We start from the raw sequence: 24,419 nt of genomic DNA on the forward strand, positions 1-24,419 counted from the left end.
TGGCTCCTGTCGCGCGCCATTGCGTGACGTAGGTGACAAAAGCGGCACAACGCCACGACGCGGGGTATCCGGTCGTAGTCGACGCTATGCCGCGATGAGAGATACCCGGGACCAAATCGGCGATATTCAGCCGTGGGTCGGGGTGATGGCGATCACGGATCGCCCGGGTGCGGGTGCACTCCGGGGCCGGGGCGGGGGCGTCCATGCCCCCGCGGCGTATCGCGCTGATCACGGGCCCAAGGCTATCTCGCCCGGACGGGTGGCCGTCATGAGCCGTATGTGCTCAAACGAAGACCCCCGTTTTGGACACTTCGTCCTGCTCGCCACCGCTCGCCGCGCTCCCCCGGCGAAGGCGCGCCCTCTTGGCGAACCCGGCCGTCCGGTGCAGGCTGGTCCCCGCCGTACGAGGCCGGGCCGCACGCCCGCACCCGGCCGACCCACCCACCCTGGGGGCCCGCCATGGCACCGAAGATCCTGCTCGTCACCGGCGACGCGGCCGAGTCGCTGGAAGTCCTCTACCCGTACCAGCGGCTGCGCGAGGAGGGGTACGAGGTGGACATCGCCGCCCCCGAACGCAAGACCCTGCGCTTCGTGGTCCACGACTTCGAGCCCGGCTTCGACACCTACACCGAGAAGCCCGGCTACACCTGGCCCGCCGACCTGGCGTTCGCCGACGTCGTGCCCGGCGACTACGCCGCCCTGGTGATCCCCGGCGGCCGGGCGCCGGAGTACCTGCGCAACAACGCCGACCTGCGGAGGATCGTCGTCGCCTTCTTCGAGGACGCCCGGCCGGTCGCGCAGATCTGCCACGGCCCGCTGATCACCGCCGCGACGGGCAGCCTGGACGGCCGTGAGGTGACCGCCTATCCGGCGCTGGAGCCGGACATGCGGACGGCCGGCGCCGCCTTCCAGGACACGGAGGCGGTGGTCGACGGCACTCTGGTCTCCTCGCGCGCCTGGCCCGACCACTCGGCGTGGATGCGCGAGTTCCTCAAGGTGCTGCGCGCGAAGGCACCGGTGGCCTGAGGCCCTGGCTCACCCCGGGGCGGGTCCGCCCCGGGCTCGCGCACGTCTCAGACCTTCATGGACTCCGCCAGCGCCACCGCTTCGGCGAGGCTGTCCACCACCGGCACCCCCGCCTCCTCCAGGCTGGCCCGGTCGTGCGAGCCCCCGGTGTACAGCACCGCCCGCGCCCCGACGTGCGCGGCGGCCACGGCGTCGTCCACCGCGTCCCCGATGACCACCGCGTGCTCGGGGGCGACCGTGCCGAGCGCGGCGAAGTGCCGCTCCATGTGGAGCGCCTTGCTGCCGCCGGAAGGCCCGGTGCGCCCGTCGACCCGTACGAAGTGCGGCTCGATGCCGTAACCCCGCACGGTGGGTATCAGCTGCTCGTGACCGTGCATGCTCAGCAGGGACTGGCTGCGGCCGTCCCGCCGCCAGCCCGCGAGCAGCTCGGCGGCGCCGTCGGTGAGGCGGCAGGCCGCGCGCAGCTCGGCGTAGGCGTCGTGGAAGAGGACGTCCATCCGCTCCCACTCGGCGTCGTCCGGTATCCGGCCGAGCAGCCGCTCGTAGAAGAGCGGCACGGGGACGCAGTACGTCGCCCGGTACTGCTCCAGGGTGATCGGCGCCAGCCCCACCTCGGCGAAGGCCGTGTTGGTCGCCCCGAGGACCGCGTGGATGTCGTCCAGCAGTGTGCCGTTCCAGTCCCAGACCAGGTGGGTGCGCTTCTCGCCGTGCTTCGCCATGGGAAAGACCGTACTCGGCGGGTCCGACAACCGGCGAGGGCCGCCCCTGACCAGCCCTTCCGGGCCCCTGTGCGCGGCCCCTCAGCCGAGCAGCTGCGGGATCTCCTGCACGCCGAACCAGAGCAGCTCGTGGTCCTCCGCGCCGTCCACGGTGAACTGCGCGTCGTCGTCGCCGAGGTCGGCGGCGCCCAGGGCCGCGGCGGCGGCCGTCACGTCCTTCTCGGCGTCGTCGGCGTCCACGTGCACGGCCGCCGCCTTGGCGAGCGGCACGGCCGAGGCGATCCGGACCTCGCCGACCGAGGCGGCGTCCGGCCCCTGGCCGGGATCGCCGAGGGCGTCGCCGTCCGGTACGTCGAACGCGACGACGACCCGGCGGCGCGGCTCGTCGGGCAGGGCGGCGATCAGCCGGAGCGAGGCGGCGGCGGCCCGGTTGAGCGCCGCGTACTCCAGCTCCTCGATGTCGTCGGAGACGTACCATTCGCGCAGCCCGGGGGTGACGGCGTAGGCGGTCAGCGGTCCGGGGCCCAGCTCGCCCGCTCCGTGCGCCGCGGCGAGACCGGAGAGGGTCAGGGGGACGTACACGCGCATGGCTTGGCCACTTTCGTAGTCGACAGACGCCCTCAGGATACGTCGGCGGTCCCCCTTCGGGGCGGGCGGGCGCCCACTGGCGTACGGCCCCGGGGGAAGCGGCCGTACGCCCGCTCCACGGCCCGGGTGGCGCGCCCCTCACCCGGATAGGTGATCCGCGCCGCACGCCCCGTACGGCCCCGCCGGCCCTTGCGGCACCCCCGCGACTCCCCGTAGAAGATGCGCAACGCAACGCTGCCGCACGGCACGACCGGGCGGCCTCACACGGGGGCGACATCATGAGCACGGACCGGACCAGGCCCTTGGGCGCGGATCGGCGCAACCGTACGGAACAGCGCGGGGCCACCCGCCCGGGAGGCGGCAGACCCGCCGGCCGCCGCGATCCGCGCCGGCCCGGCACCGTCCCGGAGCGGCGGAGCCCGCTCGCCGCGCGGGGCCCCGTACGCCCGCACCAGTGGTTCGCCGAACGGCTGCTCGCCGTGCTCAGCGGGCGCCGGCCGGTCCACTGGATGCTCGGCCACACCGTGGGCGAGGCCTACGACCAGCTCGCCGAACTCGCCCCGGGCGCCCCGCTGCGCGCCGCCTGGGGCAGCAGCCCCGTACTGCGCGGGTGCTACGGCGCGCAGCCCGCCACCGGCGTGGTGGAGGCGTTCGCGTCCATCTCGGGCGGCGGCCGGGTGCACGCCATGGCGTTCCGGCTGGAGCAGGGCGCCGATCTGCGCTGGCGCTGCGCCGCGGTGGAGCTGGGCGGCGAACGCCTCCCGGTCTGAACCCGGCGCCCGGCCCCATGGCTGACCCGAGGCACGGACAACGGGCACGGAAAACGGACGGGCACGAAAACCGGCGGGGCCGGGACCTCCGTGGAGATCCCGGCCCCGCCGGTGCGTACCGCTTCGGCGGTCACTTCTTGCGGCGACGCCCGCCGCCGCCGCCCGCGCTCTTCTGCGCCTTGCGGCGCTCGGCGCGGGTCAGGCCGTCACCCTCGGGGGCGCTGTCCGCGAACTCGCCCTCCACCACGCCGCCTTCGCCGTCCACCGTCGGGGCGGAGAAGTGCAGGCGGTCGGGGCGCTGCGGGGCTTCGAGGCCCTTGGCGCGGATCTCCGGCCGGGAGGCCGCCGCGACACCGGCGCCCTCCTTGGTGAGCGAGGTCTGCTCGGCGTCCTCCTTGACGGGGACTTCCTCGACCTGCTGCTCGACCTGGACCTCAAGGTTGAAGAGGTAGCCGACCGACTCCTCCTTGATGCCCTCCATCATGGCGTTGAACATGTCGAACCCTTCGCGCTGGTACTCGACCAGCGGGTCCTTCTGCGCCATGGCACGGAGGCCGATGCCCTCCTGGAGGTAGTCCATCTCGTAGAGGTGCTCGCGCCACTTGCGGTCGAGGACCGAGAGGACCACGCGGCGCTCCAGCTCACGCATGATGTCGGAGCCGAGGGAGTTCTCGCGCTCCTCGTACTGCGCGTGGATGTCGTCCTTGACGGACTCGGCGATGAAGTCCGCCGTGACACCCGCGAGGTCGCCCGCGGCTTCCTCCAGCTCCTCCACGGTGACCTTCACCGGGTAGAGCTGCTTGAAGGCGCCCCACAGCCGGTCGAGGTCCCACTCCTCCGCGAAGCCCTCGGCGGTCTCCTGGCGGATGTAGTCGTCGATCGTGTCGTCCATGAAGTGACGGATCTGGTCTTGGAGGTCCTCGCCCTCCAGGACGCGACGACGCTCGCCGTAGATGACCTCGCGCTGGCGGTTGAGCACCTCGTCGTACTTCAGGACATTCTTACGCGTCTCGAAGTTCTGCTGCTCGACCTGGGACTGGGCGGAGGCGATGGCGCGGGTGACCATCTTGTTCTCGATCGGCACGTCGTCGGGGACGTTCGCCATCGACATCACGCGCTCCACCATCTGCGCCTTGAACAGGCGCATCAGGTCGTCGCCCAGCGAGAGGTAGAAGCGGGACTCGCCCGGGTCGCCCTGACGGCCGGAACGACCGCGCAGCTGGTTGTCGATGCGGCGCGACTCGTGGCGCTCGGTGCCCAGGACGTACAGCCCGCCGAGGTCCTTGACCTCCTCGAACTCCGCCTTCACGGCCAGCTCGGCCTTCTCCAGCGCGGCGGGCAGCGCGGCCGCCCACTCCTCGACGTGCTCGACCGGGTCGAGGCCGCGCTGGCGCAGCTCCGCCTCGGCGAGGTCGTCGGGGTTGCCGCCGAGCTTGATGTCGGTGCCACGGCCGGCCATGTTCGTCGCGACGGTGACGGCGCCCTTGCGGCCGGCCTGGGCGACGATGGTCGCCTCACGGTCGTGCTGCTTGGCGTTGAGCACCTCGTGCTGGACACCGCGCTTGGAGAGCTGCTGCGAGAGGTACTCGGACTTCTCGACCGAGGTGGTGCCGACCAGGATCGGCTGCCCCTTCTCGTGCTTCTCCGCGATGTCGTCGACGACGGCGGCGAACTTGGCGACCTCGGTGCGGTAGATCAGGTCGGACTGGTCGAGGCGGACCATCGGCCGGTTCGTCGGGATCGGCACGACGCCCAGCTTGTAGATCTGGTGGAACTCGGCGGCCTCGGTCATCGCCGTACCGGTCATGCCGGAGAGCTTGCCGTAGAGGCGGAAGAAGTTCTGCAGGGTGATCGTGGCGAGGGTCTGGTTCTCGTCCTTGATGTCCACCCCTTCCTTCGCCTCGATCGCCTGGTGCATGCCCTCGTTGTAGCGGCGGCCGGCGAGGATACGGCCGGTGTGCTCGTCGACGATCATGACTTCGCCGTCGATGACGACGTAGTCCTTGTCCTTCTTGAAGAGTTCCTTCGCCTTGATGGCGTTGTTGAGGTACCCGACGAGAGGCGTGTTGACCGACTCGTAGAGGTTGTCGATCCCGAGCCAGTCCTCGACCTTGGCGACGCCGGACTCGTGGATCGCCACGGTCCGCTTCTTCTCGTCGACCTCGTAGTCGCCGGTCTCCTCGATGCCCTTGAGCTGGTTGCCGGCCTCGCCCTTGACGAGCCGGGTGACCAGCTTGGCGAAGTCGCCGTACCACTTGGTGGCCTGGTCGGCCGGGCCGGAGATGATCAGCGGGGTACGCGCCTCGTCGACGAGGATCGAGTCGACCTCGTCGACCACGGCGAAGTTGTGGCCACGCTGGACGAGTTCGTCCTGCGACCACGCCATGTTGTCGCGGAGGTAGTCGAAGCCGAACTCGTTGTTCGTGCCGTACGTGATGTCGCAGGCGTACTGCTCGCGGCGCTGCGCCGGGGTCATGTTCGCGACGATGCAGCCGACGGTCAGGCCGAGGAACTTGTGGACCCGGCCCATCATCTCGGAGTCGCGCTCGGCGAGGTAGTCGTTGACCGTGATCAGGTGGACGCCCTTGCCGGAGATCGCGTTGAGGTACGCGGGCAGGGTGCCGACGAGGGTCTTGCCCTCACCGGTCTTCATCTCGGCGACGTACCCGAGGTGCAGGGCGGCGCCGCCCATCATCTGGACGTCGTAGTGGCGCTGGCCGAGGACGCGCTTCGCGGCCTCACGGACGGTGGCGAACGCCTCGGGGAGCAGGTCGTCCAGGCTCTCGCCGGCCGCGTACCGTTCCTTGTACTCGTCGGTGAGCGCCCGCAGCTCGGCGTCGGAGAGGTTGACGAAGTCCTCTTCGATGGAGCTGACCTGGTCCGCGATGCGGTGCAGTTTGCGCAGGATCTTGCCTTCGCCTGCACGCATGAGCTTGTTGAAGACGGACACTGAGGCTGGTCTCCTTGCCGGTCGGGCCTGGCACCGGGTCGTTTGACGGACTCTGGCGCGGGCACGGCAGGTGGGCCCCACCGCAACGGCCATCGTAAGCGAGGACACCGCCGCGCCGGGAGGGCTGCCCCTGGGTGGACCTCACCGCGCCTTCCAGGACAACGGCCGAAGAGCCTGGAAGGTGCCGGGAAGCCCGGAAAGTGCTCACGACCGGGACCCGCGGTCACCAGAATGCGCCCATGGAGCCGATCACCCTCACCTCCCGACGCCTGCTGCTCCGTCCTTTCACCCCCGGGGACGCGGACGCGGTGCATCTCGCCTGCCAGGATCCGGAGATCCTCCGCTGGACGGAGATCCCGTCGCCGTACCTGCGCTCCGACGCGGAACTCTTCACCGGCGCCCTCGCCCCGGCGGGCTGGCGGGACGACTCCGGCTACCACTTCGCGCTGGTCGAGCGGTACGGCGCGCTGGCGGGCGCCCTCGGACTCGTCCGGCGGCCGAGCCCCCGCACGTACGAGGTCGGCTACTGGCTCGCCCGGGAGCACCGCGGACAGGGGTACGGGACGGAGGCCGTGGTCCGCTCGGCCCGCTGGGCGTTCTCCGTGCTGGGGGCGGTCCGGCTGGAGTGGTGGGCCGAGGCGGGCAACGTGGCGTCCCGGGCGGTCGCCCTGCGCGCCGGTTTCCGGCTGGACAGCGGGCAGCGGCCCGCGACGGTCGAGGGGGAAGCCGGGGAGATCCCCGGCGGCGCGGCGGCAGCGGCCGGCGGGGCTGCCGCCGGGCACGCCACCGGCGACGAGCGCCGGAACCTCTGGAGCGCCTCGCTCTTCCCGGCCGACCTGGGTCTCCCCGCGTCCGGCCCCGGGCGGATCCCCTCCCGCCTCGGCCTCCGGCTCACCGGCTCCGGGCTGCCGGAGGCGGGGGCGCGTCCGCCGGGGTCCGCCGCGCATCTGCCCCCGCCGGGCTGAACCGGGCCCGGCGGGCCCCGGTCGGAGGGCCTTCGTCCGTACCCCCGGCGGCTGTCGGTGGTGCCCTCTAAGGTGCCTCCATGACGTCCGAGCCGCCCGTGCAGCCCCCCGTGGTCGAACTCTCCGCCGATCAGGCCCGCCGGATCGCGCTGCGCGCCCAGGGGTTCCTGGGGGCGCCCGACCGGCGTGCCGGGGTGCCCGGGGTGCTGCGCCATCTCGGGGCCGTCCAGCTCGACACCATCTCGGTGCTGGCCCGGTCCCACGAGCTGGTTCCGTACGCCCGGCTCGGCGGGATCGGCCGCAAGGCGGTCGAGGAGGCGTACTGGTCCGGGGGCCGCGCCTTCGAGTACTGGTCGCACGCCGCGTGCGTGCTGCCCGTCGAGGAGTGGCCGCACTTCGCGTTCCGCCGCCGCGCCTACCGCGCCCGCCCGCAGTGGCACCACGAGCTGCCCGCGGGCACGTACGACACCGTGATCGCGCAGCTGCGCGCCGAGGGGCCGCTCACCGCGACCCAGCTCGGCGGTGCGAAGAACGGCGGCGAGTGGTGGGACTGGTCCGCGACGAAGGTCGCGGTCGAGCGCGCCCTGATGTACGGCGAGGTGGTCTGCACCGAGCGCCGGGGCTGGAAGCGGGTCTACGACCTCGCCGAGCGGGCGATCCCCGACCGTTTCCTCCACGACGACCTGAGCGACCAGGAGTGCCGGCGCCGGCTCGTCGCGCTCGCCGGCCGCTCGCTGGGTGTCGGCACCCGCTCCGATCTCGCGGACTACCACCGGCTGAAGGCGGAGGACTTCGACGCCGTGGTGGCGGGCTCCGGGCTCGTACCGGTGTCGGTGGAGGGCTGGGGGAAGCCCGCCTGGGCCGATCCCCGGGCGCTGGCCGCCGAACCGCGCGGGCGCCACCGCACGACGCTGCTGTCGCCGTTCGACTCCCTGATCTGGGAACGCGCGCGCACCGAGCGGATCTTCGGGTTCACCCACCGCCTGGAGGCGTACACCCCGAAGCCCAAGCGGGTGCACGGCTATTTCGCCATGCCCCTGCTGGCCGGCGGGCGGCTCCAGGGCCGCGTCGACCCGGCGCGCGAGGGCACCACGCTGGTCGCCCGTCAGGTGTCCCTGGCGAGCCCCAAGGCGGTGGCGCCGATGGCCGAGGCGCTCGTGGAGGCGGCCTCCTGGGTCGGCTGCACCGACGTACGGCTGGAGCGGGTGGACACCCCTGAGCTGCGGGAACCGCTGAACGGAGCGCTCGGGGCAGCGTTCTCCGCCGCGCACCGGTGACCGGTGCGCGGCGTGAGGGGCATCCGCCCGGGGATCACGGAACAGCCCTGAAGGGGCTCACCTGATCTCCAGGATCTTCTCCCGCATGGCATAGACCACGGCTTCCATCCGGGAGTGGAGCTGGAGTTTCTCCAGGATATTGCGGACGTGGTTCTTCACGGTGTTCTCGGAAATGAACAACTGCTTGGCGATGTCGCGGTTGTTCTTGCCGGTGGCGACGAGTTTCAGGACTTCGAGTTCGCGGTCGGTGAGCCGGGGCGCGGGAAGAAGGCGCCGGTCGTCGGTGCGCTGGATCATCGATTTGAACTCGGTGAGGAGTTTCGACGCCATCGACGGGCTGATCTGGGACTGCCCGTCGGCGACGGCCCGGATCGCCGTGGACACCTCGTCGGTGGAGATCTCCTTGAGCAGATATCCGGTGGCACCGGCTTTGATCGCGTCGTAGAGGTCGGCCTCCTCGTCGCTGATCGTCAGCATGATGATCTTCGCGCTGGGGGCCACTTCCTTGATGGCGGTGCACGCCTCGATGCCGCCGCGTTTGGGCATCCGTACGTCCATCAGCACGATGTCGGGCAGCAGGTCCGCCGCCTTGTCCACGGCCTCCGCGCCGTCCCCCGCCTCGCCGACGACCTGGATGTCCTCCTCCTGCTGGAGGACGATCTCCAGTCCCCTGCGGAAGAGCGCGTGGTCGTCGACCACCAGGACCCGGATGGGCTCCTTGCGGGGCGAGGTGTCCTCGTCCGCGCCGGCTCGGGTACGGGCAGCTTCTCCGGAAACATTCGTGTCGCGCACGGGCCCGAAGGTGTCCGCCATCGTTCCTCCCCCTGAAGGCCACGGCCTGAAATCACACACGGTCGCCAACGGCACTGCACCGCTTACCGATTGGCTCGGGGGGCCATGCTTTCATGCCCGGCCGCCGGAACGGAGGTCCCGTGGTCGCACGCCGGTGCCCCCGGGGGCGCGCACGCACTCCAGGGGCACCGCGAAAACGGTTCGTCAGCCGCCGAGCGCACCGCCCGCGCCACCGGCCTCGTCGGCGGCGAGAGGGTCGGTCCTCAGGTGGATGACACCGTAGTCGTAGGCGTGCCGCCGGTAGACGACGCTGGGTTCCTTGGTCTCCGCATCGACGAACAAGTAGAAGTCGTGGCCGACCAGTTCCATCTCGTAGAGCGCCTGGTCGAGCAGCATCGGGGCCGCCACGTGCATCTTCTCGCGCATCACCAGCGGGCCTTCGCCCTGTACCTCCAGCGAACCGAACTTCGTGGTGGGTACCTCCTGGGCCGCCTGGTCGTTGACCAGTTCGCCGTCCTCGTCGAACGCTGCCGTGCCCGGCACCACGTCGCCGACCTCGGCGGCCGACAGACGGCCGTTGCCGCGGCGGCTGTAGCGCTTGTCGTGCTGCTTGCGCAGCCGCGCCTCCAGCTTGCCCGTGGCCAGGTCCAGCGCCGCGTACGCGTCGCCCGCAGCCGCTTCCGCCCGGATCACCGGACCACGCGAGCGGAGCGTGATCTCCACCCGGTCGGAACGGTCGGCCTGACGGGGGTTCGGCTCCTTGGACACCTCCACGTCGAGGCTGATCACCTTGCCGTCGAACTTCTGGATCTTGTCCAGCTTCAGCTTCTCGGCCACGTGCTTGCGGAACCGCTCGGGCACCTCGGTCTTGCGGCCCTTGACGACGATGTCCACGCAGAACTCCGTTCCCGGATCGCTCCGCAACGGTGGCGGAGCGCCTCCCTTTTGCACCAGGCTCCAGTGGCATTCCGGAGCCTCGGACTCGGTGACCTTCCACCTCCTCCTGCCCACCGGCGGGTTCACCATCCCACCGATCTTCCGACAGCTGAACTCCGGATGTCGGCCTGCCCGAAACCTGGTGGTGCATTCGTCGAGGCCTGGGGTTCACCATTCCTCACCACCGAACATAGCGTGCCGACCGCCTTCTCGGCACCCGCTACTCACGCGTACCTCCGTTCAGGTTCCTTTGCCCTTCCACCACCTGCGGAGATGAAACATTTCTGTCAGTTCCGGTTTATTCCGAAGGCAGACGGAGAAGCTGCGACCACAACCGCTCGGGGCGGCGGGAACGCGCCCGCCCGGGGCAGTGCCGGACCGACCGCGCGGGCCGCCTCCGCCAGCGTCGCCCCGGTCGTCAGCAGGTCGTCCACGAGCACCACCCGGCCGACCGCGAGGAGCCGTTCGGCGCCGGGGACCGCCTCCAGCGCGCCCGCCAGATTGGCCCGCCGCTCGGCCGCCCGCAGCCCCGCCTGGTCGGCGACCCGGCGCCGCTGCCGCAGCACGGGGAGGACCCGCGCCGGGGTGCCCGAGCGGCGCAGCGCGGCGGTCGCCGCCCGGGCGAGGCGCCGTACCGGATCGTGCCCGCGCGCGGCCGTGGAGCGGCGGGCGGAGGGCACGGGCACGAGCAGCAGGGGCCCGCCCTGCCCGGACCACCCCGGCCCGGCCCGTACGGCAGCCGCGAGGGCGTCACCGAGCGGCCCCGCGAGCGCCAGGGCGCCACGCTCCTTGTGGGCCAGCAGAAGGGCGCGCACGGCGTTCTCGTACGGGGCGACGGCGTGCACCACCGGAAGCCCGGGCGGCTCGGGCGAGGGCCGCACCCGGCACGGCTCCCGGCCGCTCAGCGCGGAGCCGCACGCGGCGCACAGCTCCGTACGCGGCCTGCCGCAGCCCCGGCAGGCCACCGGCAGGACCAGTCCGGCGAACTCCCGCCACCATTCCCCCACAGCACCACCCTGCCCGCCGCCCCACGCCCCCGCCACCCCTGTGGACAACGCGACCGGGAGCCCCTGTGCGGGCTCGGCGGGAGGTGTCATCACCCGGCGGGAGCCGGTGGCGTCGCCCCGCGGGCGGTGCCGGCGGATCGTGGCCGGGCGTCGGCAGTGGGACTCAGCCCGGGTAGACCAGCGAGGTGCCCTTCTTCAGCACGGTCTGCCAGTTGTCGCCGGGCGACAGCTTCACGATGCCGTCGCTCATGGTGTCCGCCATCAGCGGCAGGAGTTCGTCGTCGGCCGCGGCGATCGACTCGACCTGGTTGACGCCGGGCAGCACCTCGGAGGACGAGGTGGACCCGTCCGCCTGCACGTAACGCACCTGCTGGACCCCGCCCTCCTCCTTGCCGACCACGACCAGCCGGCCGCGTCCGGACCAGGAGACCGCGGTGACGTCGGTGAGCTGCGGCGCGGCCTGGCGCAGGTCCTGGACGGACACCTGCTGCGTGGCGCCGGAGCCGACCCTCTCGACCCGGCCGATCTTCAGCGTCCGGTGGCCCTTCTCCCCCACGAGCAGCGCGATCCGCACCCCGTCGGCGGACATCCGGAGCGCCTCGATCCGCTCCCCGCCGAGGCCGGGTACGTCGACCTCCTGCGGGGTGCCCTCGCCGCCGACCAGCCTGAGCAGCCGGGGTTCGCGCGGGTCGCGGTCGGCGACCCAGAGATCGCCCCGGCCGTCCCAGCTCGGTGCCGACAGGCGGTTGTCGGCGGCGGCCGCGTGGCTGACGACCGGAGCCTCGGCGGGCAGTTCGCCCTCCTCGACGATGGACGCCACGTACAGCCGCCCCCGGTCGGCCGTCACCCCGGCCGCCTTCTCCTCGTCGCGGGAGACACCCACCGCGCTCATCGGCCGGGTGCCCTCGCCCAGCGGGCCGGTCACCGGTACGGGCTCGCCGCTGCCCTTGGTCGAACCGGGGATCCGCAGCACCTTCCCCTCGTCGACGAAGTACTGGCCGACGGGGGATCCGGAGCCGCGGTCGGGGGTGAACCCGGTCGTCTCCTCGGCGCCCAGCGAGCAGAGCACCTTCCGCCCGTTCTCCAGCTCCACCTGCTCGACCCGGGCGGACGTCAGGTCCCGCAGGGTGAAGAGCACCTGCGCCGCCATCCTCCGGCAGGCGCTCCGGGTGGCGTGGGCGGCCTCCTTGTTGAGCGGCACCTTGAGGACGTTCTGGTCGTCGGGCGCCAGCGAGGTGACACCCTTCTGCAGCGTCGTACCGGCGGGGAAGCTGGAATCGACGACGGGCCGCAACCAGTCGGTCGGCCCGTCGAGGAGGGTCCGGATGGTCTGCGTGGTGGCGTCCATCCGCGTCACCGGGTCGGTCCGGTTGCGTACGTAGACGGGGTCGGCGACCAGCGCGGCGGGGCCGCCCGCCGAGCCGGCCGCGAAGTAGTAGGTGTTGACGGAACGGTAGAGCCGCTTGAAGTCGGACTGGCCGAGCACGAGCCCGTCCGGCACGGAGCTGATCCGCCACTCCTGCCTGCCGTCGGCGCTCTTCTCCCGCACCAGGTGCAGGCTCTGCACGTAGTCGGCGGGCGCGATCGGCTGGTACGAGCTCTGCGCGTCGACCTCCGCGACCTTCTGGCCGCTGAGGGTGTAGGTGGTGTCCGTCGCCTCGGTCTCCGGGCCCCGCGGGGCGGGGGCGTTGCGGTTCGGGGCCTTGGCGAGCACGGTGGTGCCGGCGGCGGGGCGCCAGGTGCGGGCCGCGTCCTGCGTCAGATAGGTGCGGGTCGTCCGGAACGAGGGGTCGTCGCTCGTCATCGACTCCAGGAAGCCGTCGACCACCTCGCCCGGCTCCGCACCGTCGCGGGGCGGAACGGCGTAGACCTGCACCTGGGCGTCGCCGGCCTGGGAGGCGTCGACGGGCTTGACGTCCCCGACGACGGGCATCGACCCGCAGCCGGCCAGCAGCAGGACGCCGAGGCCGAGCACGGCGGTCGTCCGCCCGGCTCTGCGGCGGCGGCCGTCCCTACGACGGTCAGAACCCACGTCGGGTGTCCTCCTGGTCCGGGAACCTGTCCGGGATCTGCTCCCGGGCCTGCTCGGGGATCTGCTCCCGTGCCTGCTCGGGGATCTGCGGTGAGGGGGCGGCGGGAGCGGAGCCCGGGCGGGCCACCACGCGCGCACCGCTGCCGGGCAGCGCCGCGGGGTGGACCGAGGCGGGGGCCTGCCGAGAGGCACCGGGCCGGGCGGAGGCGGGCAGCGCGCCCCGGTCGGAAGAGCTGGGCTGGTGGGGCACGGCCATCACCCGGTTCCGGCCGTCGGCGTCGGCGTCGGTTCGGGTGTCTCCCGCACCGGAGCGCTCGCGGTCCGCCGCGTTGCGCCGCGAGTCCTCGGGCTCCAGGGGTATCGGGGACCCGCGCAGCGGCTCGTCCGCCGTACGGGGAAGGGTGAGCCGGAACTGCGAGCCGCCACCGGGCTCGCCCCACGCCTGGAGCCAGCCGCCGTGCAGCCGGGCGTCCTCCACGGCGATGGACAGCCCGAGCCCGGTGCCCCCGGTCGTACGGGCGCGGGCCGGGTCGGCACGCCAGAACCGGTTGAAGACGCGCGTCGCCTCGCCGGGCTTCAGCCCGACGCCGTAGTCGCGCACCGCGACGGCGACGGCGCCCTGGGCGACGCCCATCCGCACCACGACGTCCCGGCCCTCGCCGTGCTCGACGGCGTTGACGACGAGGTTGCGCAGGACACGCTCGACCCGCCGGGGGTCCGCCTCCGCCACGACCGGCAGTTCGTCGCCGACCACCCGGATGCGGGTGCCCTTCCGCTCCGCGAGGGGTTCGGCGCCGCCGATCACCCGGCGGACGACGGAGCGCAGGTCGATCGGCTCGGCGTCCAGCGCCGCCGCCCCCGCGTCGAACCGGCTGATCTCCAGCAGGTCGGAGAGGAGGGACTCGAACCGGTCGAGCTGATCGCCGAGCAGTTCGGCGGCGCGGCCGGTTATGGGGTCGAAGTCCACCCGCGCCTCGTGGATGACGTCGGCCGCCATCCGCACGGTGGTGAGCGGGGTGCGCAGCTCGTGCGAGACGTCGGAGACGAAGCGGCGCTGCATCCGGGACAACTCCTCCAGCTGCTGGATCTTCAGCTGGAGGTTCTGGGCCATCTTGTTGAAGGCCTCGCCGAGCCGGGCGATGTCGTCCTCGCCGGTGACCTTCATCCGCTCCTGGAGCCGCCCCGCCGAAAGCCGCTCGGCGATCCCGGCCGCCATCCGTACGGGGGTGACGACCTGGCGCACCACGAACCAGGCGATGGCGCAGAGGAGGACGACGACGAAGAGCCCGGCGGTGGCGAGCGTCGTCTTGACGAGCGCCAGGGACTTCTCCTCCTGCGTGAGCGGGAAGAGGTAGTACAGCTCGTAGGGGTTGTGGTCGATGTCGTAGAGCCGCTTGCCCACGACGAGCCCGGGCTGCGACTTGCCGTAGGAGTACCGGATCAGCGAGTACGTCTGGAACGCGCCCGGGCCCTTGTCGACCGACTCGCGCAGGCGGTCCGGGACGCTCGACGCCTCCACGCTCCCCGAACCGCGCGGAGCCCGGCTGGCGGTGCCCTGGTTCACGGAGTCCGGGCTGAGCGCCACCACGTTGAAGGCGTTGGCGCCGCCGCTGGCCAGCTGGTCGACGAGGTCGGTCCGCCAGGAGGTGTTGGCCGACATGCCGTCGGAGCCCTCCTCGCGGCCCGGTGTGAGGGGCTCGTTCGCCTTCGCCTGGGCGGCGGCGAACCCACCGGCGGCCTGGGTCTGGGCGGCTCCGCCCTTGGCGTCGAGCAGACCGTTGCGTACCTGTCCGATGACGACGAAGCCGAGCAGCAGCACGACTCCGAGCGACATCAGCAGGGTGCCCGCGACGACGCGCAGCTGGAGGTTGCGGCGCCACACCCGCACGGCGGGCAGCAGCGGACGCCGCACCCAGCGCAGCAGAAGGCGCGGGAACGGACCTCCGGGCGTCCGGTCGGTGAACAACTGGCCGCCCCGGAGGAGGGTGGAACGCCCCGGTCCGGCAGCCCGCTCCTCGGGGGCTCCGGGCTCCCCGGGGCCAGGAGCAGCGCTGCCTCGGGTCATGTCAGCTGGGTCCGGCCTTGTAGCCGACGCCACGCACGGTGACGACGATCTCGGGCCGCTCCGGGTCCTTCTCGACCTTGGAACGGAGCCGCTGGACGTGCACGTTCACCAGACGGGTGTCCGCTGCGTGCCGGTAGCCCCACACCTGCTCCAGCAGGACCTCACGGGTGAAGACCTGCCACGGCTTACGGGCGAGCGCGACCAGCAGGTCGAACTCCAGCGGGGTCAGCGCGATGGACTGACCCTCCCGCTTCACCGAGTGCCCGGCCACGTCGATGACCAGGTCACCGATGGTCAGCTGCTCGGGCGCCGGCTCCTCCGACCTCCGCAGACGTGCCCTGATCCTGGCCACCAACTCCTTGGGCTTGAACGGCTTCACGATGTAGTCGTCGGCCCCGGACTCCAGGCCCACCACCACGTCGACGGTGTCACTCTTCGCGGTGAGCATCACGATCGGCACGCCGGACTCGGCCCTGATGAGCCTGCAGACCTCGATGCCGTCCCGTCCGGGCAGCATGAGGTCGAGCAGCACCAGGTCCGGCTTCGCCTCCCGGAAGGCAGCAAGTGCCTTGTCGCCGTCCGCTACGAACGACGGTTCAAAACCTTCTCCACGCAACACGATGCCGAGCATCTCGGCCAGTGCGGTGTCGTCGTCGACGACAAGGACGCGTCCCTTCATAATCGACATCATCCCATTAGCTAATCGTTATCTGCGATGACCTGGCACACAGCTCGGCCAGTCCGGCCCTCGTGACCGGCGAAATGACGCCCTCCTCCGTGACGATCGCCGTGATCAGTTCCGGCGGTGTGACGTCGAACGCCGGGTTGTACACCGGGGTTCCCAGCGGCGCGACCACCTCTCCGCCGCCCCCTCCCCCACGGGCCCCGGACCGTGACGATGTGAGCTCCGTCACCTCGCGGCCGGAACGCCGCTCGACGACGATCGACGCACCGTCCGGGGTGCCCTGATCCACCGTCGTGGTCGGTGCCACCACGACGAACGGCACGTGGTGGTACTGCGCGAGCACCGCGAGCGGGTAGCTCCCCACCTTGTTGGCCACGGAGCCGTCCGCCGCGATGCGGTCCGCGCCGATCAGTACCGCGTCGACCTGTCCCGCCGCGAAGAGCGACCCCGCCGCGTTGTCCGTGAGCAGCTGGTACGCCATTCCGTGCCGGGCGGCCTCGTACGCGGTGAGCCGGGAGCCCTGGAGCAGCGGACGCGTCTCGTCCACCCACAACCGGCGCAGCCTGCCCTGCCGATGCGCCGCGAGCGCGACGGCGAACGCGGTCCCCTCGCCGCCGGAGATCAGTGCCCCGGTGTTGCAGTGGGTCAGCAGGCGGTGGCCTCCGGCCGGCAGCAGTTCGTCCAGGAGGGACAGGCCGTACCGGGCCATCCGGTCGGAGGCCTCGGCGTCCTGGCGGTGCAGGGCCCGCGCCTCGGCGAGCGCCGCGGCGGCGGCCCCGTCGGGCGCCGCCCCGTCCGCGAGGGCCGCCGCGTGGGCGCGGACCGCGCGCCGGACCCCGTACGCCAGGTTCGCGGCGGTTGGCCGCGCCGTGGCCAGCAGCTCCGCGGCCTCGTCCACGTCGTATCCCCGGACCGCCGCGAGGGCGACGCCATATGCCCCGGCGATGCCCAGCAGCGGTGCCCCGCGCACCGCCAGCGTCTGGATCGCCCGTACCAGCGCGGGTGCGTCGGTGCAGACCAGCTCGACCTCCTCGGCGGGGAGCCGGGTCTGGTCGAGCAGTACCAGGACCGGGCCTTCGGGCGGCTCGTCCCAGCGGAGTACGGGAAGCGCGGAGGGCTCGGTGCCCACCGGCGATTGCGCGTCCTGATCAGCCATCCGCCCAGTCTGCCCGCTGGGAGGCCCACATATGAAGGTGCCAACCAGAAGCACCTCGAACGCACTTCTGCCCCGCGTGGCACGATGGCTGCCAACCTGCCGCCCCGATGCGCGGTCAGGACGGTGAAGGAGCCAGAATGAACGACTCTCCGGGCTGGGCCCCGCCCGGATCCGCGGCCTCCGACGAGCAGGGCGCAGGCGTACCCCGCCCCTCCGGACCCGTCGACTCCGAACCACCCACCGGCTCCCGGCCCCCGAACCAGGACAGCGCGAGCGGAGACAGCGCTGACGGAAACCCAGCGACCGGAAACCCCGCGAACGGAAACCCCGCAGACGGAAGCCCCGGGGGCAAGGACGCCACGGACGGTCACGGCACGAATCGCGCCCGGGCCGGCGGCAACGGTGCGGCAGGCCAGTGGTCCCCCGCCCAGCCACCGCCCGGCCAGTGGTCCGCCCCGGCTTCGCCCGCACCCGGCCCGGGGGCTCCGCCGCCGGCACCGGGCTGGGGCGGCAACCAGAACCCCGGCGGCTACCCGGGCTGGGGTCACCCGACGCAGCAGGGGCAGGGGCACCCGGGCTGGGGCGGATCTCCGAACTGGGGCCACGTTCCGATGGCACCCAAGCCGGGTGTCGTCCCGCTCCGTCCGCTGAGCGTCGGCGAAATGCTCGACGGGTCGGTCTCGGCCATGCGCGCGCACTGGCGTACCGCGCTGGGAGTCAGCCTGGTGGTCGCCCTCTTCGTGCAGATCGTCTCCGTCCTGATCGAGCGCTTCCTCCTCCCCGAACCGATCACGATCGACCCGGACGCCTCCGAGACCGAGGCCCTCCGCCAGTCCTTCGACGCGATGCGGTCCATGCTCATCACGAGCGCGCCGAGCGCGCTCCTCGGCATGGCCGCCTTCCTCTTCACCGCCTCGGTGCTCGGCGTCGTGGTCAGCCGCTCGGTGCTGGGCCGCACCGCGACCTCGGCCGAGGTCCGGGCGGAGGTGCGCCCCCGGATCCTGGGAGTGGTGGGGCTGGCACTGCTGCTCGCGGTGACGACCGTGGCGATCATGGCGGTGGGCGTCGCTCCGGGACTGCTCGTCGGTTCCGCGGCGGGCGCCGGTCTCCTCGGGCTCGGGTTCTTCGCCGCCTTCGGAGTGTCCCTCTGGCTGATGGTCGTCACCTGCCTCGCGGCCCCGGCCCTGGTGCTGGAGCGTCAGTCGGTGGGCCAGGCGCTCCGCCGGTCGGCGAAGCTGGTCCGAGGCGCCTGGTGGCGGATCTTCGGCATCCTGGCGGCCACCTGCGTGTGCGTCATCGTCGTGTCCCTGGTCATCGGCGTCCCCTTCCTCCTGATCGGGCTCTCCGTCGACGGCGGGGCATCCGGTGGGCTCTTCAGCAACGACCCGGCCCCGACCGGCTGGCTTTTCCTCGTCGTCTCCAGCATCGGGAACGTGCTCATCTCGATGCTGACGTACCCCTTCGTCTCCGGCGTGGTCTCTCTGGTCTACGTCGACCAGCGCATCCGCCGCGAGGCTCTCGACCTGGAACTCGGCCGTGCCGCCGGGCTCCCCGGATACACGAACACCGGAGGCTGATGGCATGACGGGTGCGGGGGGCACCACCACATCAGGGCCACATGTGTGGGCCGGTCCGAGGTTCGCAGACATACCCGTGGACACACCGCGGGTTCCCGCACGGGAGGCGGCGAAGGCCGAACTGTCCAAGGGGATGTACCACGAGGGCGACCCCGGCCTGCTGCGACGAGCCTTCGACTCCTTCTGGGACTGGATCGGCGGGCTCTTCGACTCGGCCGCCGGCATCGCGCCCGGGGGACCGTTGGGCGTCCTCGTGCTGGTCCTCCTGGCCGTGGGTCTGGCCGCCGCCCTCTGGTGGCGGCTGGGTACGCCGAAGCGGGAGGCCGGCTCGGCCAAGCCCCTCTTCCGGGAGAGCGGTCCGCGCGGCGCCGCGGAGCACCGCACCGCTGCCGAGAGGCACGCGGCCGCTCTCCGCTGGACGGAGGCGGTCCAGGAACGCACCCGCGCGATCGTCCGCTCCCTGGAGGAGCGCACGCTGCTCGATCCCCGCCCCGGCCGCACGGCCGACGAGGCGGCGGAAGAGGCCGGACGCCGGCTGCCGGACCACGCGGCCCGCCTGCGCGCCGCGGCCCGCACCTTCGACGCCCTCACGTACGGCGGCCGTACGGCGGACGAGACCGCGTATCTGGCCGTCCGCACCCTCGACAGCGACCTCGAAGCAGCGCGGCCCGCCACCGCCATCACGACGGGAGCCGTCGGATGACCGGGCCCACCGGCACCTCCAGCCCCGCCGGTACGAGCGCCGCCCAGGGCTCCACGTACACGGATGCGGCTCCCGGCCCCGCCGGTAAGCGCCGGGCCCCGGGCTCCACCTCCCTGGCCGCGACCCCCGCACAGCTCTGGAAGCGGGCCCGCGGCTTCCTGCTGGCCCTGCTCGTCCTGGTCATCGGTGGCATCACCATCGCGGCCCTGCAGCCCGGCAGCCACCACGGGACGCTCGATCCCCGCTCGGCCGACCCGGAGGGCAGCAGGGCCCTGGCCGAACTCCTCGAGCGGCGCGGTGTCACCGTCGACGTGGTCACCACGCTCGACGGCGCCGTCTCGGCGGCCGGACCCGACAGCACACTCCTGGTCGCCGCCCCGGACCTGCTCACCGGGTTCCAGCAGGAACGCCTCTCCGACGCCACCGCCGGCTCCGGGGGCCGTACCGTCCTGATCGCTCCGGGAGAGCCGTCCGTACCCGTACTCGCCCCCGGTGTGGACGTCGGACCCACCGTCAGGGTGACCGCACGCGCCGCCGCCTGTTCGTACCCGGCCGCCCGCCGCGCGGGCACGGCGGACCTGGGCGGGGTCACCTACGCGACGGACGAACCCGGTGCCTTCGGCTGCTACCCGGACCACGACCTGACCTCGCTCCTCGTCGTCCCGCGGCAGCACGGCGAGACCGTCCTGCTCGGCGCTCCCCATCTCCTGGTCAACCAGCACCTCGCCCACGAGGGCAACGCCTCGCTGGCCCTCCAACTCCTCGGCTCCCGTACTCATCTCGTCTGGTACCTCCCTTCTCTCTCCGACCCATCCGCCACAGAGGACGGCCAGGACACGAACGGTGACGGCGGCTCCAGGCAGGACCACCGGGCCGGTGCTGACTCCGGGCAGGACCATCGCACCGGTGACGGCTCCGGCCAGGACCACGAAACCGATGCCGACTCCTCCGGGGACGACCAGCCCGACTTCTTCGATCTGATCCCCTCCGGCTGGTTGTGGGGCACGCTCCAACTCGCCGTCGCCGCCGTGCTCGCGGCCGTCTGGCGCGGACGCAGGTTCGGTCCGCTGGTGACCGAGAACCTGCCGGTCGCCGTCCACGCCTCCGAAGCAACGGAGGGTCACGCCCGCCTCTACCGGAAGGCCGGCGCACGCGACCGTGCCGCCGCCCTGCTCCGCGAGTCGGCCCGTACCCGCCTCGCCCCACTCGTGGGCGTCTCTCCCCGCGACGCGCACTCCCCGGACGTACTCGTCCCCGCACTCTCCGCCCGGCTCCCCGCCGACGGCGGCCTCGATGCCCTGCTCTTCGGCCCGACTCCGGCCGACGACACCGCACTGGTACGCCTGGCCGACCAACTCGACGCCCTCGAAAGAGAGGTACGCACGTCATGAGCGCCCCGACCCCGGCGATCCCAGGGACCTCCGCGGCTCCCACGAACTCCGACGACGCCCGCGCATCACTCGAAGCCCTGCGCTCCGAGATCGCCAAGGCCGTCGTCGGGCAGGACCCGGCCGTCACCGGACTCGTCGTCGCCCTGCTCTGCCGGGGGCACGTACTGCTGGAGGGCGTCCCCGGTGTGGCCAAGACCTTGCTCGTCCGCGCCCTGGCCGCCTCCCTCGAACTCGACACCAAACGTGTCCAGTTCACCCCCGACCTGATGCCCAGTGACGTCACCGGGTCCCTCGTCTACGACGCGCGCACCGCCGAGTTCTCCTTCCAGGCAGGTCCGGTCTTCACCAACCTGCTGATCGCCGACGAGATCAACCGCACGCCCCCCAAGACCCAGTCCTCGCTCCTGGAGGCCATGGAGGAGCGACAGGTCAGCGTCGACGGAACCCCTCGCCCCCTCCCTGATCCCTTTCTCGTCGTCGCCACCCAGAACCCGGTGGAGTACGAGGGCACGTACCCCCTCCCCGAGGCCCAACTGGACCGCTTCCTGCTGAAGCTGACGGTGCCTCTTCCCACCCGGGAGGAAGAGATCAACGTCCTCACCCGTCACGTCGAGGGCTTCAACCCACGTGACCTGAAAGCGGCGGGCATATCCCCCGTCGCGGGCCCGGCCGACCTGGAAGCCGCCCGAGCCGCTGTCGCCACGACCTCGGTCTCCCCCGAGGTCGCCGGTTACGTCGTCGATCTCTGCCGTGCCACCCGCGAATCCCCCTCGCTCGCTCTCGGTGTCTCCCCCCGCGGCGCCACCGCGCTGCTCTCCGCCGCCCGTGCCTGGGCCTGGCTCACCGGCAGGGACTACGTCATCCCCGACGATGTGAAGGCCCTCGCCCTCCCCGCACTCCGTCATCGCATCCACCTGCGGCCCGAGGCCGAGATGGAGGGCGTCACCCCGGACGCCGTCATCACGGCGGTGCTCGCCCTCGTGCCTGTCCCCCGATGAGGCGGTGACCATGGCCCTCACCGGAAGAGCCGCTCTCCTCGCCGCTGCGGGATCACTCCCTGTAGGCATCCTGGCCCCCAGCTGGACCGGGATGCTCGCGGTCAATGCCCCCCTCTCGCTAGCCATTCTGTGCGACTACGCCCTGGCAGCACCAGTACGAAGCCTGCGTTTCACCCGATCCGGTGATACAACTGTTCGACTTGGTGACGGTGCCTCGGTGCAACTCTCCGTGACCAACGGCTCCCGCCGCCGCCTGCGTGCCGAGCTCCGCGACGCCTGGTCTCCCAGCAGTGGAGCGACGGCTGCGGAGACCGGCACGCCCCGCCACACGGTCTCCGTCGCCGCCGGCGAGGCGCGGTGGCTCACCACGCTGCTCCGGCCGACCCGACGGGGGGATCGTGTCCCCGATCGGGTGACTGTCCGGTCGTTGGGCCCGCTGGGTCTCGTGGCACGCCAGGGCTATCACCGGGTTCCGTGGAACGTCCGGGTGTTCCCGCCGTTCTCCAGCCGCAAGCACCTCCCCTCCCGTCTCGCGCGCCTCCGCGAGCTCGACGGGCGCACGAGCGCGCTGAGCCGTGGCGAGGGAACCGAGTTCGACAGCCTCCGCCCGTACGTGCCGGGTGACGACACCCGGTCCATCGACTGGCGGGCCACGGCGCGGCAGTCGGCGGTGGCCGTCCGTACCTGGCGCCCCGAACGGGACCGGCACATCCTGATCGTCCTCGACACCGGCCGCACCTCGGCCGGCCGGGTCGGTGACATGCCGAAGCTGGACGCCGCGATGGACGCCGCCCTCCTCCTCACCGCACTGGCCGGGCGGGCAGGGGACCAGGTGAACCTGCTCGCCTACGACCGGCGGGTGCGGGCCCAGGTCCGAGGCCGCACGGCCACCGGGGAGGTACTGGCGAGGGTGGTGGACGCCATGGCGACGCTGGAGCCCGAGCTGGTCGAGACGGACGCCCGCGGGATGAGCACCGCCGTCCTGGCCGCCGCTCCGCAGCGGTCGCTGATCGTGCTGCTGACCACTCTGGACGGCGCCCCCGCCGAGGAGGGACTGCTGACGGTCCTTCCGCAGCTCACCAGGCGCCACACGGTGATCGTGGCGGCGGTGGCTGATCCCCGCGTCGAGGAGATGTCCCGCAGGAGGGGCTCCGCCGAGGCGATCTACGAGGCCGCCGCAGGTACCCGCGCCCAGGCCCAGCGCCTGCATGTCGCGGAACGTCTCCAGCGCCGCGGAGCCGTCGTGGTCGACGCACTGCCGGAGAGCCTGGCTCCGGCACTGGCCGACGCCTACCTCTCGCTCAAGGCGGCCGGCCGACTCTGAAGAGCTCCTCCGCCCTGTTCTCGGTTTTCCACCCGGAAGGCAGTGAACAGGGCGTGGGGAAGGCCTGGAATCCGAGCCTGCCTGCCTGCTTGCCTGCCTGCCTTCACGTAATTGTCCCGGAACGCAGAAAACCCCCGTGCCACAAGGCACGGGGGTCTCCCGGAAAAATTGTTCGGCGGCGTCCTACTCTCCCACAGGGTCCCCCCTGCAGTACCATCGGCGCTGAAAGGCTTAGCTTCCGGGTTCGGAATGTAACCGGGCGTTTCCCTAACGCAATGACCACCGAAACACTATGAAATTAACCAACCGGATGAAAACACGGCGGTTATTATTTCAGAACCAACACAGTGGACGCGAGCAACTGAGGACAAGCCCTCGGCCTATTAGTACCAGTCAGCTCCACCCGTTACCGGGCTTCCACATCTGGCCTATCAACCCAGTCGTCTACTGGGAGCCTTAACCCCTCAAAGGGGGTGGGAATACTCATCTCGAAGCAGGCTTCCCGCTTAGATGCTTTCAGCGGTTATCCTTTCCGAACGTAGCCAACCAGCCATGCCCTTGGCAGGACAACTGGCACACCAGAGGTTCGTCCGTCCCGGTCCTCTCGTACTAGGGACAGCCCTTCTCAATATTCCTACGCGCACAGCGGATAGGGACCGAACTGTCTCACGACGTTCTAAACCCAGCTCGCGTACCGCTTTAATGGGCGAACAGCCCAACCCTTGGGACCGACTCCAGCCCCAGGATGCGACGAGCCGACATCGAGGTGCCAAACCATCCCGTCGATATGGACTCTTGGGGAAGATCAGCCTGTTATCCCCGGGGTACCTTTTATCCGTTGAGCGACAGCGCTTCCACAAGCCACTGCCGGATCACTAGTCCCGACTTTCGTCCCTGCTCGACCCGTCGGTCTCACAGTCAAGCTCCCTTGTGCACTTACACTCAACACCTGATTGCCAACCAGGCTGAGGGAACCTTTGGGCGCCTCCGTTACTCTTTAGGAGGCAACCGCCCCAGTTAAACTACCCATCAGACACTGTCCCTGATCCGGATCACGGACCGAGGTTAGACATCCAGCACGACCAGAGTGGTATTTCAACGGCGACTCCACAACCACTGGCGTGGCCGCTTCAAAGTCTCCCACCTATCCTACACAAGCCGAACCGAACACCAATATCAAACTGTAGTAAAGGTCCCGGGGTCTTTCCGTCCTGCTGCGCGAAACGAGCATCTTTACTCGTAATGCAATTTCACCGGGCCTATGGTTGAGACAGTCGAGAAGTCGTTACGCCATTCGTGCAGGTCGGAACTTACCCGACAAGGAATTTCGCTACCTTAGGATGGTTATAGTTACCACCGCCGTTTACTGGCGCTTAAGTTCTCAGCTTCGCCGACCCGAAAGTCAGCTAACCGGTCCCCTTAACGTTCCAGCACCGGGCAGGCGTCAGTCCGTATACA

The 24,419-nt window shown here is 71.3% G+C and carries 19 protein-coding genes and 2 rRNA genes (1 of these 21 cut by a window edge); 9 read left to right on the top strand and 12 right to left on the bottom strand.

The window, feature by feature from the left end:
- The first annotated feature begins 459 nt into the window (after positions 1-459).
- Positions 460-1,026: a DJ-1/PfpI family protein gene (locus tag OG599_RS12625; RefSeq protein WP_327176081.1), complete on the top strand. Its 567-nt coding sequence runs from the start codon at positions 460-462 to the stop codon at positions 1,024-1,026.
- A 47-nt stretch (positions 1,027-1,073) separates the two neighbouring features.
- On the opposite strand, the gene OG599_RS12630 is transcribed toward OG599_RS12625, so the two are convergent.
- Together OG599_RS12630 and OG599_RS12635 are read right to left on the bottom strand one after the other, a co-directional pair.
- On the bottom strand, positions 1,074-1,745 hold the full coding sequence (locus OG599_RS12630) for an HAD family hydrolase (RefSeq protein ID WP_327176082.1): 672 nt from the start codon (positions 1,743-1,745) through the stop codon (positions 1,074-1,076).
- Between the two features lie 81 nt (positions 1,746-1,826).
- Positions 1,827-2,333 (bottom strand): DUF6912 family protein, encoded by a 507-nt coding sequence (locus tag OG599_RS12635; protein WP_327176083.1) that lies wholly within the window; start codon positions 2,331-2,333, stop codon positions 1,827-1,829.
- 278 nt (positions 2,334-2,611) lie between these two features.
- On the opposite strand from OG599_RS12635, the gene OG599_RS12640 reads away from it, so the two are divergent.
- The gene (locus tag OG599_RS12640; RefSeq protein WP_327176084.1) at positions 2,612-3,103 is read left to right on the top strand and encodes an Rv3235 family protein; all 492 of its coding nucleotides are present in this window, start codon (positions 2,612-2,614) and stop codon (positions 3,101-3,103) included.
- Between the two features lie 130 nt (positions 3,104-3,233).
- On the opposite strand, the gene secA is transcribed toward OG599_RS12640, so the two are convergent.
- Positions 3,234-6,053, bottom strand: a complete 2,820-nt coding sequence (gene secA, locus OG599_RS12645) for a preprotein translocase subunit SecA (RefSeq protein ID WP_327176085.1) — start codon at positions 6,051-6,053, stop codon at positions 3,234-3,236.
- 239 nt (positions 6,054-6,292) lie between these two features.
- On the opposite strand from secA, the gene OG599_RS12650 reads away from it, so the two are divergent.
- Together OG599_RS12650 and OG599_RS12655 are read left to right on the top strand one after the other, a co-directional pair.
- Positions 6,293-7,018, top strand: coding sequence for a GNAT family N-acetyltransferase (locus OG599_RS12650; RefSeq protein ID WP_327176086.1), 726 nt, complete (start codon positions 6,293-6,295; stop codon positions 7,016-7,018).
- An 80-nt stretch (positions 7,019-7,098) separates the two neighbouring features.
- Positions 7,099-8,295, top strand: coding sequence for a winged helix-turn-helix domain-containing protein (locus tag OG599_RS12655; protein ID WP_327176087.1), 1,197 nt, complete (start codon positions 7,099-7,101; stop codon positions 8,293-8,295).
- A gap of 57 nt (positions 8,296-8,352) precedes the next feature.
- On the opposite strand, the gene OG599_RS12660 is transcribed toward OG599_RS12655, so the two are convergent.
- The 7 genes from OG599_RS12660 to mtnA form a co-directional block, all read right to left on the bottom strand.
- Positions 8,353-9,108 (bottom strand): response regulator, encoded by a 756-nt coding sequence (locus OG599_RS12660; RefSeq protein ID WP_266704996.1) that lies wholly within the window; start codon positions 9,106-9,108, stop codon positions 8,353-8,355.
- A 183-nt stretch (positions 9,109-9,291) separates the two neighbouring features.
- Positions 9,292-9,981, bottom strand: a complete 690-nt coding sequence (gene hpf / locus OG599_RS12665) for a ribosome hibernation-promoting factor, HPF/YfiA family (protein WP_327176088.1) — start codon at positions 9,979-9,981, stop codon at positions 9,292-9,294.
- A 329-nt stretch (positions 9,982-10,310) separates the two neighbouring features.
- Positions 10,311-11,030, bottom strand: a complete 720-nt coding sequence (locus OG599_RS12670; protein WP_327176089.1) for a ComF family protein — start codon at positions 11,028-11,030, stop codon at positions 10,311-10,313.
- Between the two features lie 163 nt (positions 11,031-11,193).
- Positions 11,194-13,062, bottom strand: coding sequence for an LpqB family beta-propeller domain-containing protein (locus OG599_RS12675; protein ID WP_327176090.1), 1,869 nt, complete (start codon positions 13,060-13,062; stop codon positions 11,194-11,196).
- Positions 13,052-15,127, bottom strand: coding sequence for an MtrAB system histidine kinase MtrB (gene mtrB / locus OG599_RS12680; protein WP_327176091.1), 2,076 nt, complete (start codon positions 15,125-15,127; stop codon positions 13,052-13,054). Before mtrB ends, OG599_RS12675 begins: the two co-directional genes overlap by 11 nt.
- 1 nt (position 15,128) lies before the next feature.
- Complete coding sequence (mtrA, locus tag OG599_RS12685; protein WP_007448372.1) at positions 15,129-15,818, bottom strand: two-component system response regulator MtrA; 690 nt, start codon at positions 15,816-15,818, stop codon at positions 15,129-15,131.
- A gap of 4 nt (positions 15,819-15,822) precedes the next feature.
- Positions 15,823-16,968 carry an S-methyl-5-thioribose-1-phosphate isomerase gene (gene mtnA, locus OG599_RS12690; RefSeq protein ID WP_327176092.1) on the bottom strand — a complete coding sequence of 382 codons (1,146 nt, stop codon included), beginning with the start codon at positions 16,966-16,968 and terminating at the stop codon, positions 15,823-15,825.
- Between the two features lie 137 nt (positions 16,969-17,105).
- On the opposite strand from mtnA, the gene OG599_RS12695 reads away from it, so the two are divergent.
- Genes OG599_RS12695 through OG599_RS12715 form a run of 5 tightly spaced genes read left to right on the top strand, consistent with a single transcriptional unit; the run spans position 17,106 to position 22,961 of the window.
- On the top strand, positions 17,106-18,545 hold the full coding sequence (locus tag OG599_RS12695; RefSeq protein ID WP_327176093.1) for a hypothetical protein: 1,440 nt from the start codon (positions 17,106-17,108) through the stop codon (positions 18,543-18,545).
- A gap of 4 nt (positions 18,546-18,549) precedes the next feature.
- The gene (locus tag OG599_RS12700; protein ID WP_327176094.1) at positions 18,550-19,248 is read left to right on the top strand and encodes a DUF4129 domain-containing protein; all 699 of its coding nucleotides are present in this window, start codon (positions 18,550-18,552) and stop codon (positions 19,246-19,248) included.
- Complete coding sequence (locus OG599_RS12705) at positions 19,245-20,639, top strand: DUF4350 domain-containing protein (RefSeq protein WP_327176095.1); 1,395 nt, start codon at positions 19,245-19,247, stop codon at positions 20,637-20,639. The genes OG599_RS12700 and OG599_RS12705 overlap by 4 nt, the downstream gene beginning before the upstream one ends.
- Positions 20,636-21,637, top strand: coding sequence for an AAA family ATPase (locus OG599_RS12710; protein ID WP_327176096.1), 1,002 nt, complete (start codon positions 20,636-20,638; stop codon positions 21,635-21,637). Before OG599_RS12705 ends, OG599_RS12710 begins: the two co-directional genes overlap by 4 nt.
- Before the next feature lie 10 nt (positions 21,638-21,647).
- The gene (locus tag OG599_RS12715) at positions 21,648-22,961 is read left to right on the top strand and encodes a DUF58 domain-containing protein (protein WP_327176097.1); all 1,314 of its coding nucleotides are present in this window, start codon (positions 21,648-21,650) and stop codon (positions 22,959-22,961) included.
- 170 nt (positions 22,962-23,131) lie between these two features.
- Here OG599_RS12715 and rrf read toward each other — a convergent pair.
- A 5S ribosomal RNA gene (rrf, locus tag OG599_RS12720) occupies positions 23,132-23,248 on the bottom strand.
- Between the two features lie 76 nt (positions 23,249-23,324).
- Positions 23,325-24,419 (bottom strand): 23S ribosomal RNA (locus tag OG599_RS12725) (it continues 2,031 nt past the right edge of the window).

It is taken from the genome of Streptomyces sp. NBC_01335 (assembly GCF_035953295.1).
Lineage (GTDB): Bacteria > Actinomycetota > Actinomycetes > Streptomycetales > Streptomycetaceae > Streptomyces.

Excerpts from the sequence above, each read along its gene's own strand:
- OG599_RS12705 (WP_327176095.1), top strand. The coding sequence starts at position 19,245 with ATGACCGGGCCCACCGGCACCTCCAGCCCCGCCGGTACGAGCGCCGCC.
- OG599_RS12700 (WP_327176094.1), top strand. The coding sequence starts at position 18,550 with ATGACGGGTGCGGGGGGCACCACCACATCAGGGCCACATGTGTGGGCC.
- OG599_RS12650 (WP_327176086.1), top strand. The coding sequence starts at position 6,293 with ATGGAGCCGATCACCCTCACCTCCCGACGCCTGCTGCTCCGTCCTTTC.
- OG599_RS12715 (WP_327176097.1), top strand. The coding sequence starts at position 21,648 with ATGGCCCTCACCGGAAGAGCCGCTCTCCTCGCCGCTGCGGGATCACTC.
- OG599_RS12640 (WP_327176084.1), top strand. The coding sequence starts at position 2,612 with ATGAGCACGGACCGGACCAGGCCCTTGGGCGCGGATCGGCGCAACCGT.
- OG599_RS12710 (WP_327176096.1), top strand. The coding sequence starts at position 20,636 with ATGAGCGCCCCGACCCCGGCGATCCCAGGGACCTCCGCGGCTCCCACG.
- mtrB (WP_327176091.1), bottom strand. The coding sequence starts at position 15,127 with ATGACCCGAGGCAGCGCTGCTCCTGGCCCCGGGGAGCCCGGAGCCCCC.
- OG599_RS12625 (WP_327176081.1), top strand. The coding sequence starts at position 460 with ATGGCACCGAAGATCCTGCTCGTCACCGGCGACGCGGCCGAGTCGCTG.
- OG599_RS12635 (WP_327176083.1), bottom strand. The coding sequence starts at position 2,333 with ATGCGCGTGTACGTCCCCCTGACCCTCTCCGGTCTCGCCGCGGCGCAC.
- mtnA (WP_327176092.1), bottom strand. The coding sequence starts at position 16,968 with ATGGCTGATCAGGACGCGCAATCGCCGGTGGGCACCGAGCCCTCCGCG.
- OG599_RS12660 (WP_266704996.1), bottom strand. The coding sequence starts at position 9,108 with ATGGCGGACACCTTCGGGCCCGTGCGCGACACGAATGTTTCCGGAGAA.
- OG599_RS12655 (WP_327176087.1), top strand. The coding sequence starts at position 7,099 with ATGACGTCCGAGCCGCCCGTGCAGCCCCCCGTGGTCGAACTCTCCGCC.
- OG599_RS12695 (WP_327176093.1), top strand. The coding sequence starts at position 17,106 with ATGAACGACTCTCCGGGCTGGGCCCCGCCCGGATCCGCGGCCTCCGAC.
- OG599_RS12630 (WP_327176082.1), bottom strand. The coding sequence starts at position 1,745 with ATGGCGAAGCACGGCGAGAAGCGCACCCACCTGGTCTGGGACTGGAAC.
- mtrA (WP_007448372.1), bottom strand. The coding sequence starts at position 15,818 with ATGATGTCGATTATGAAGGGACGCGTCCTTGTCGTCGACGACGACACC.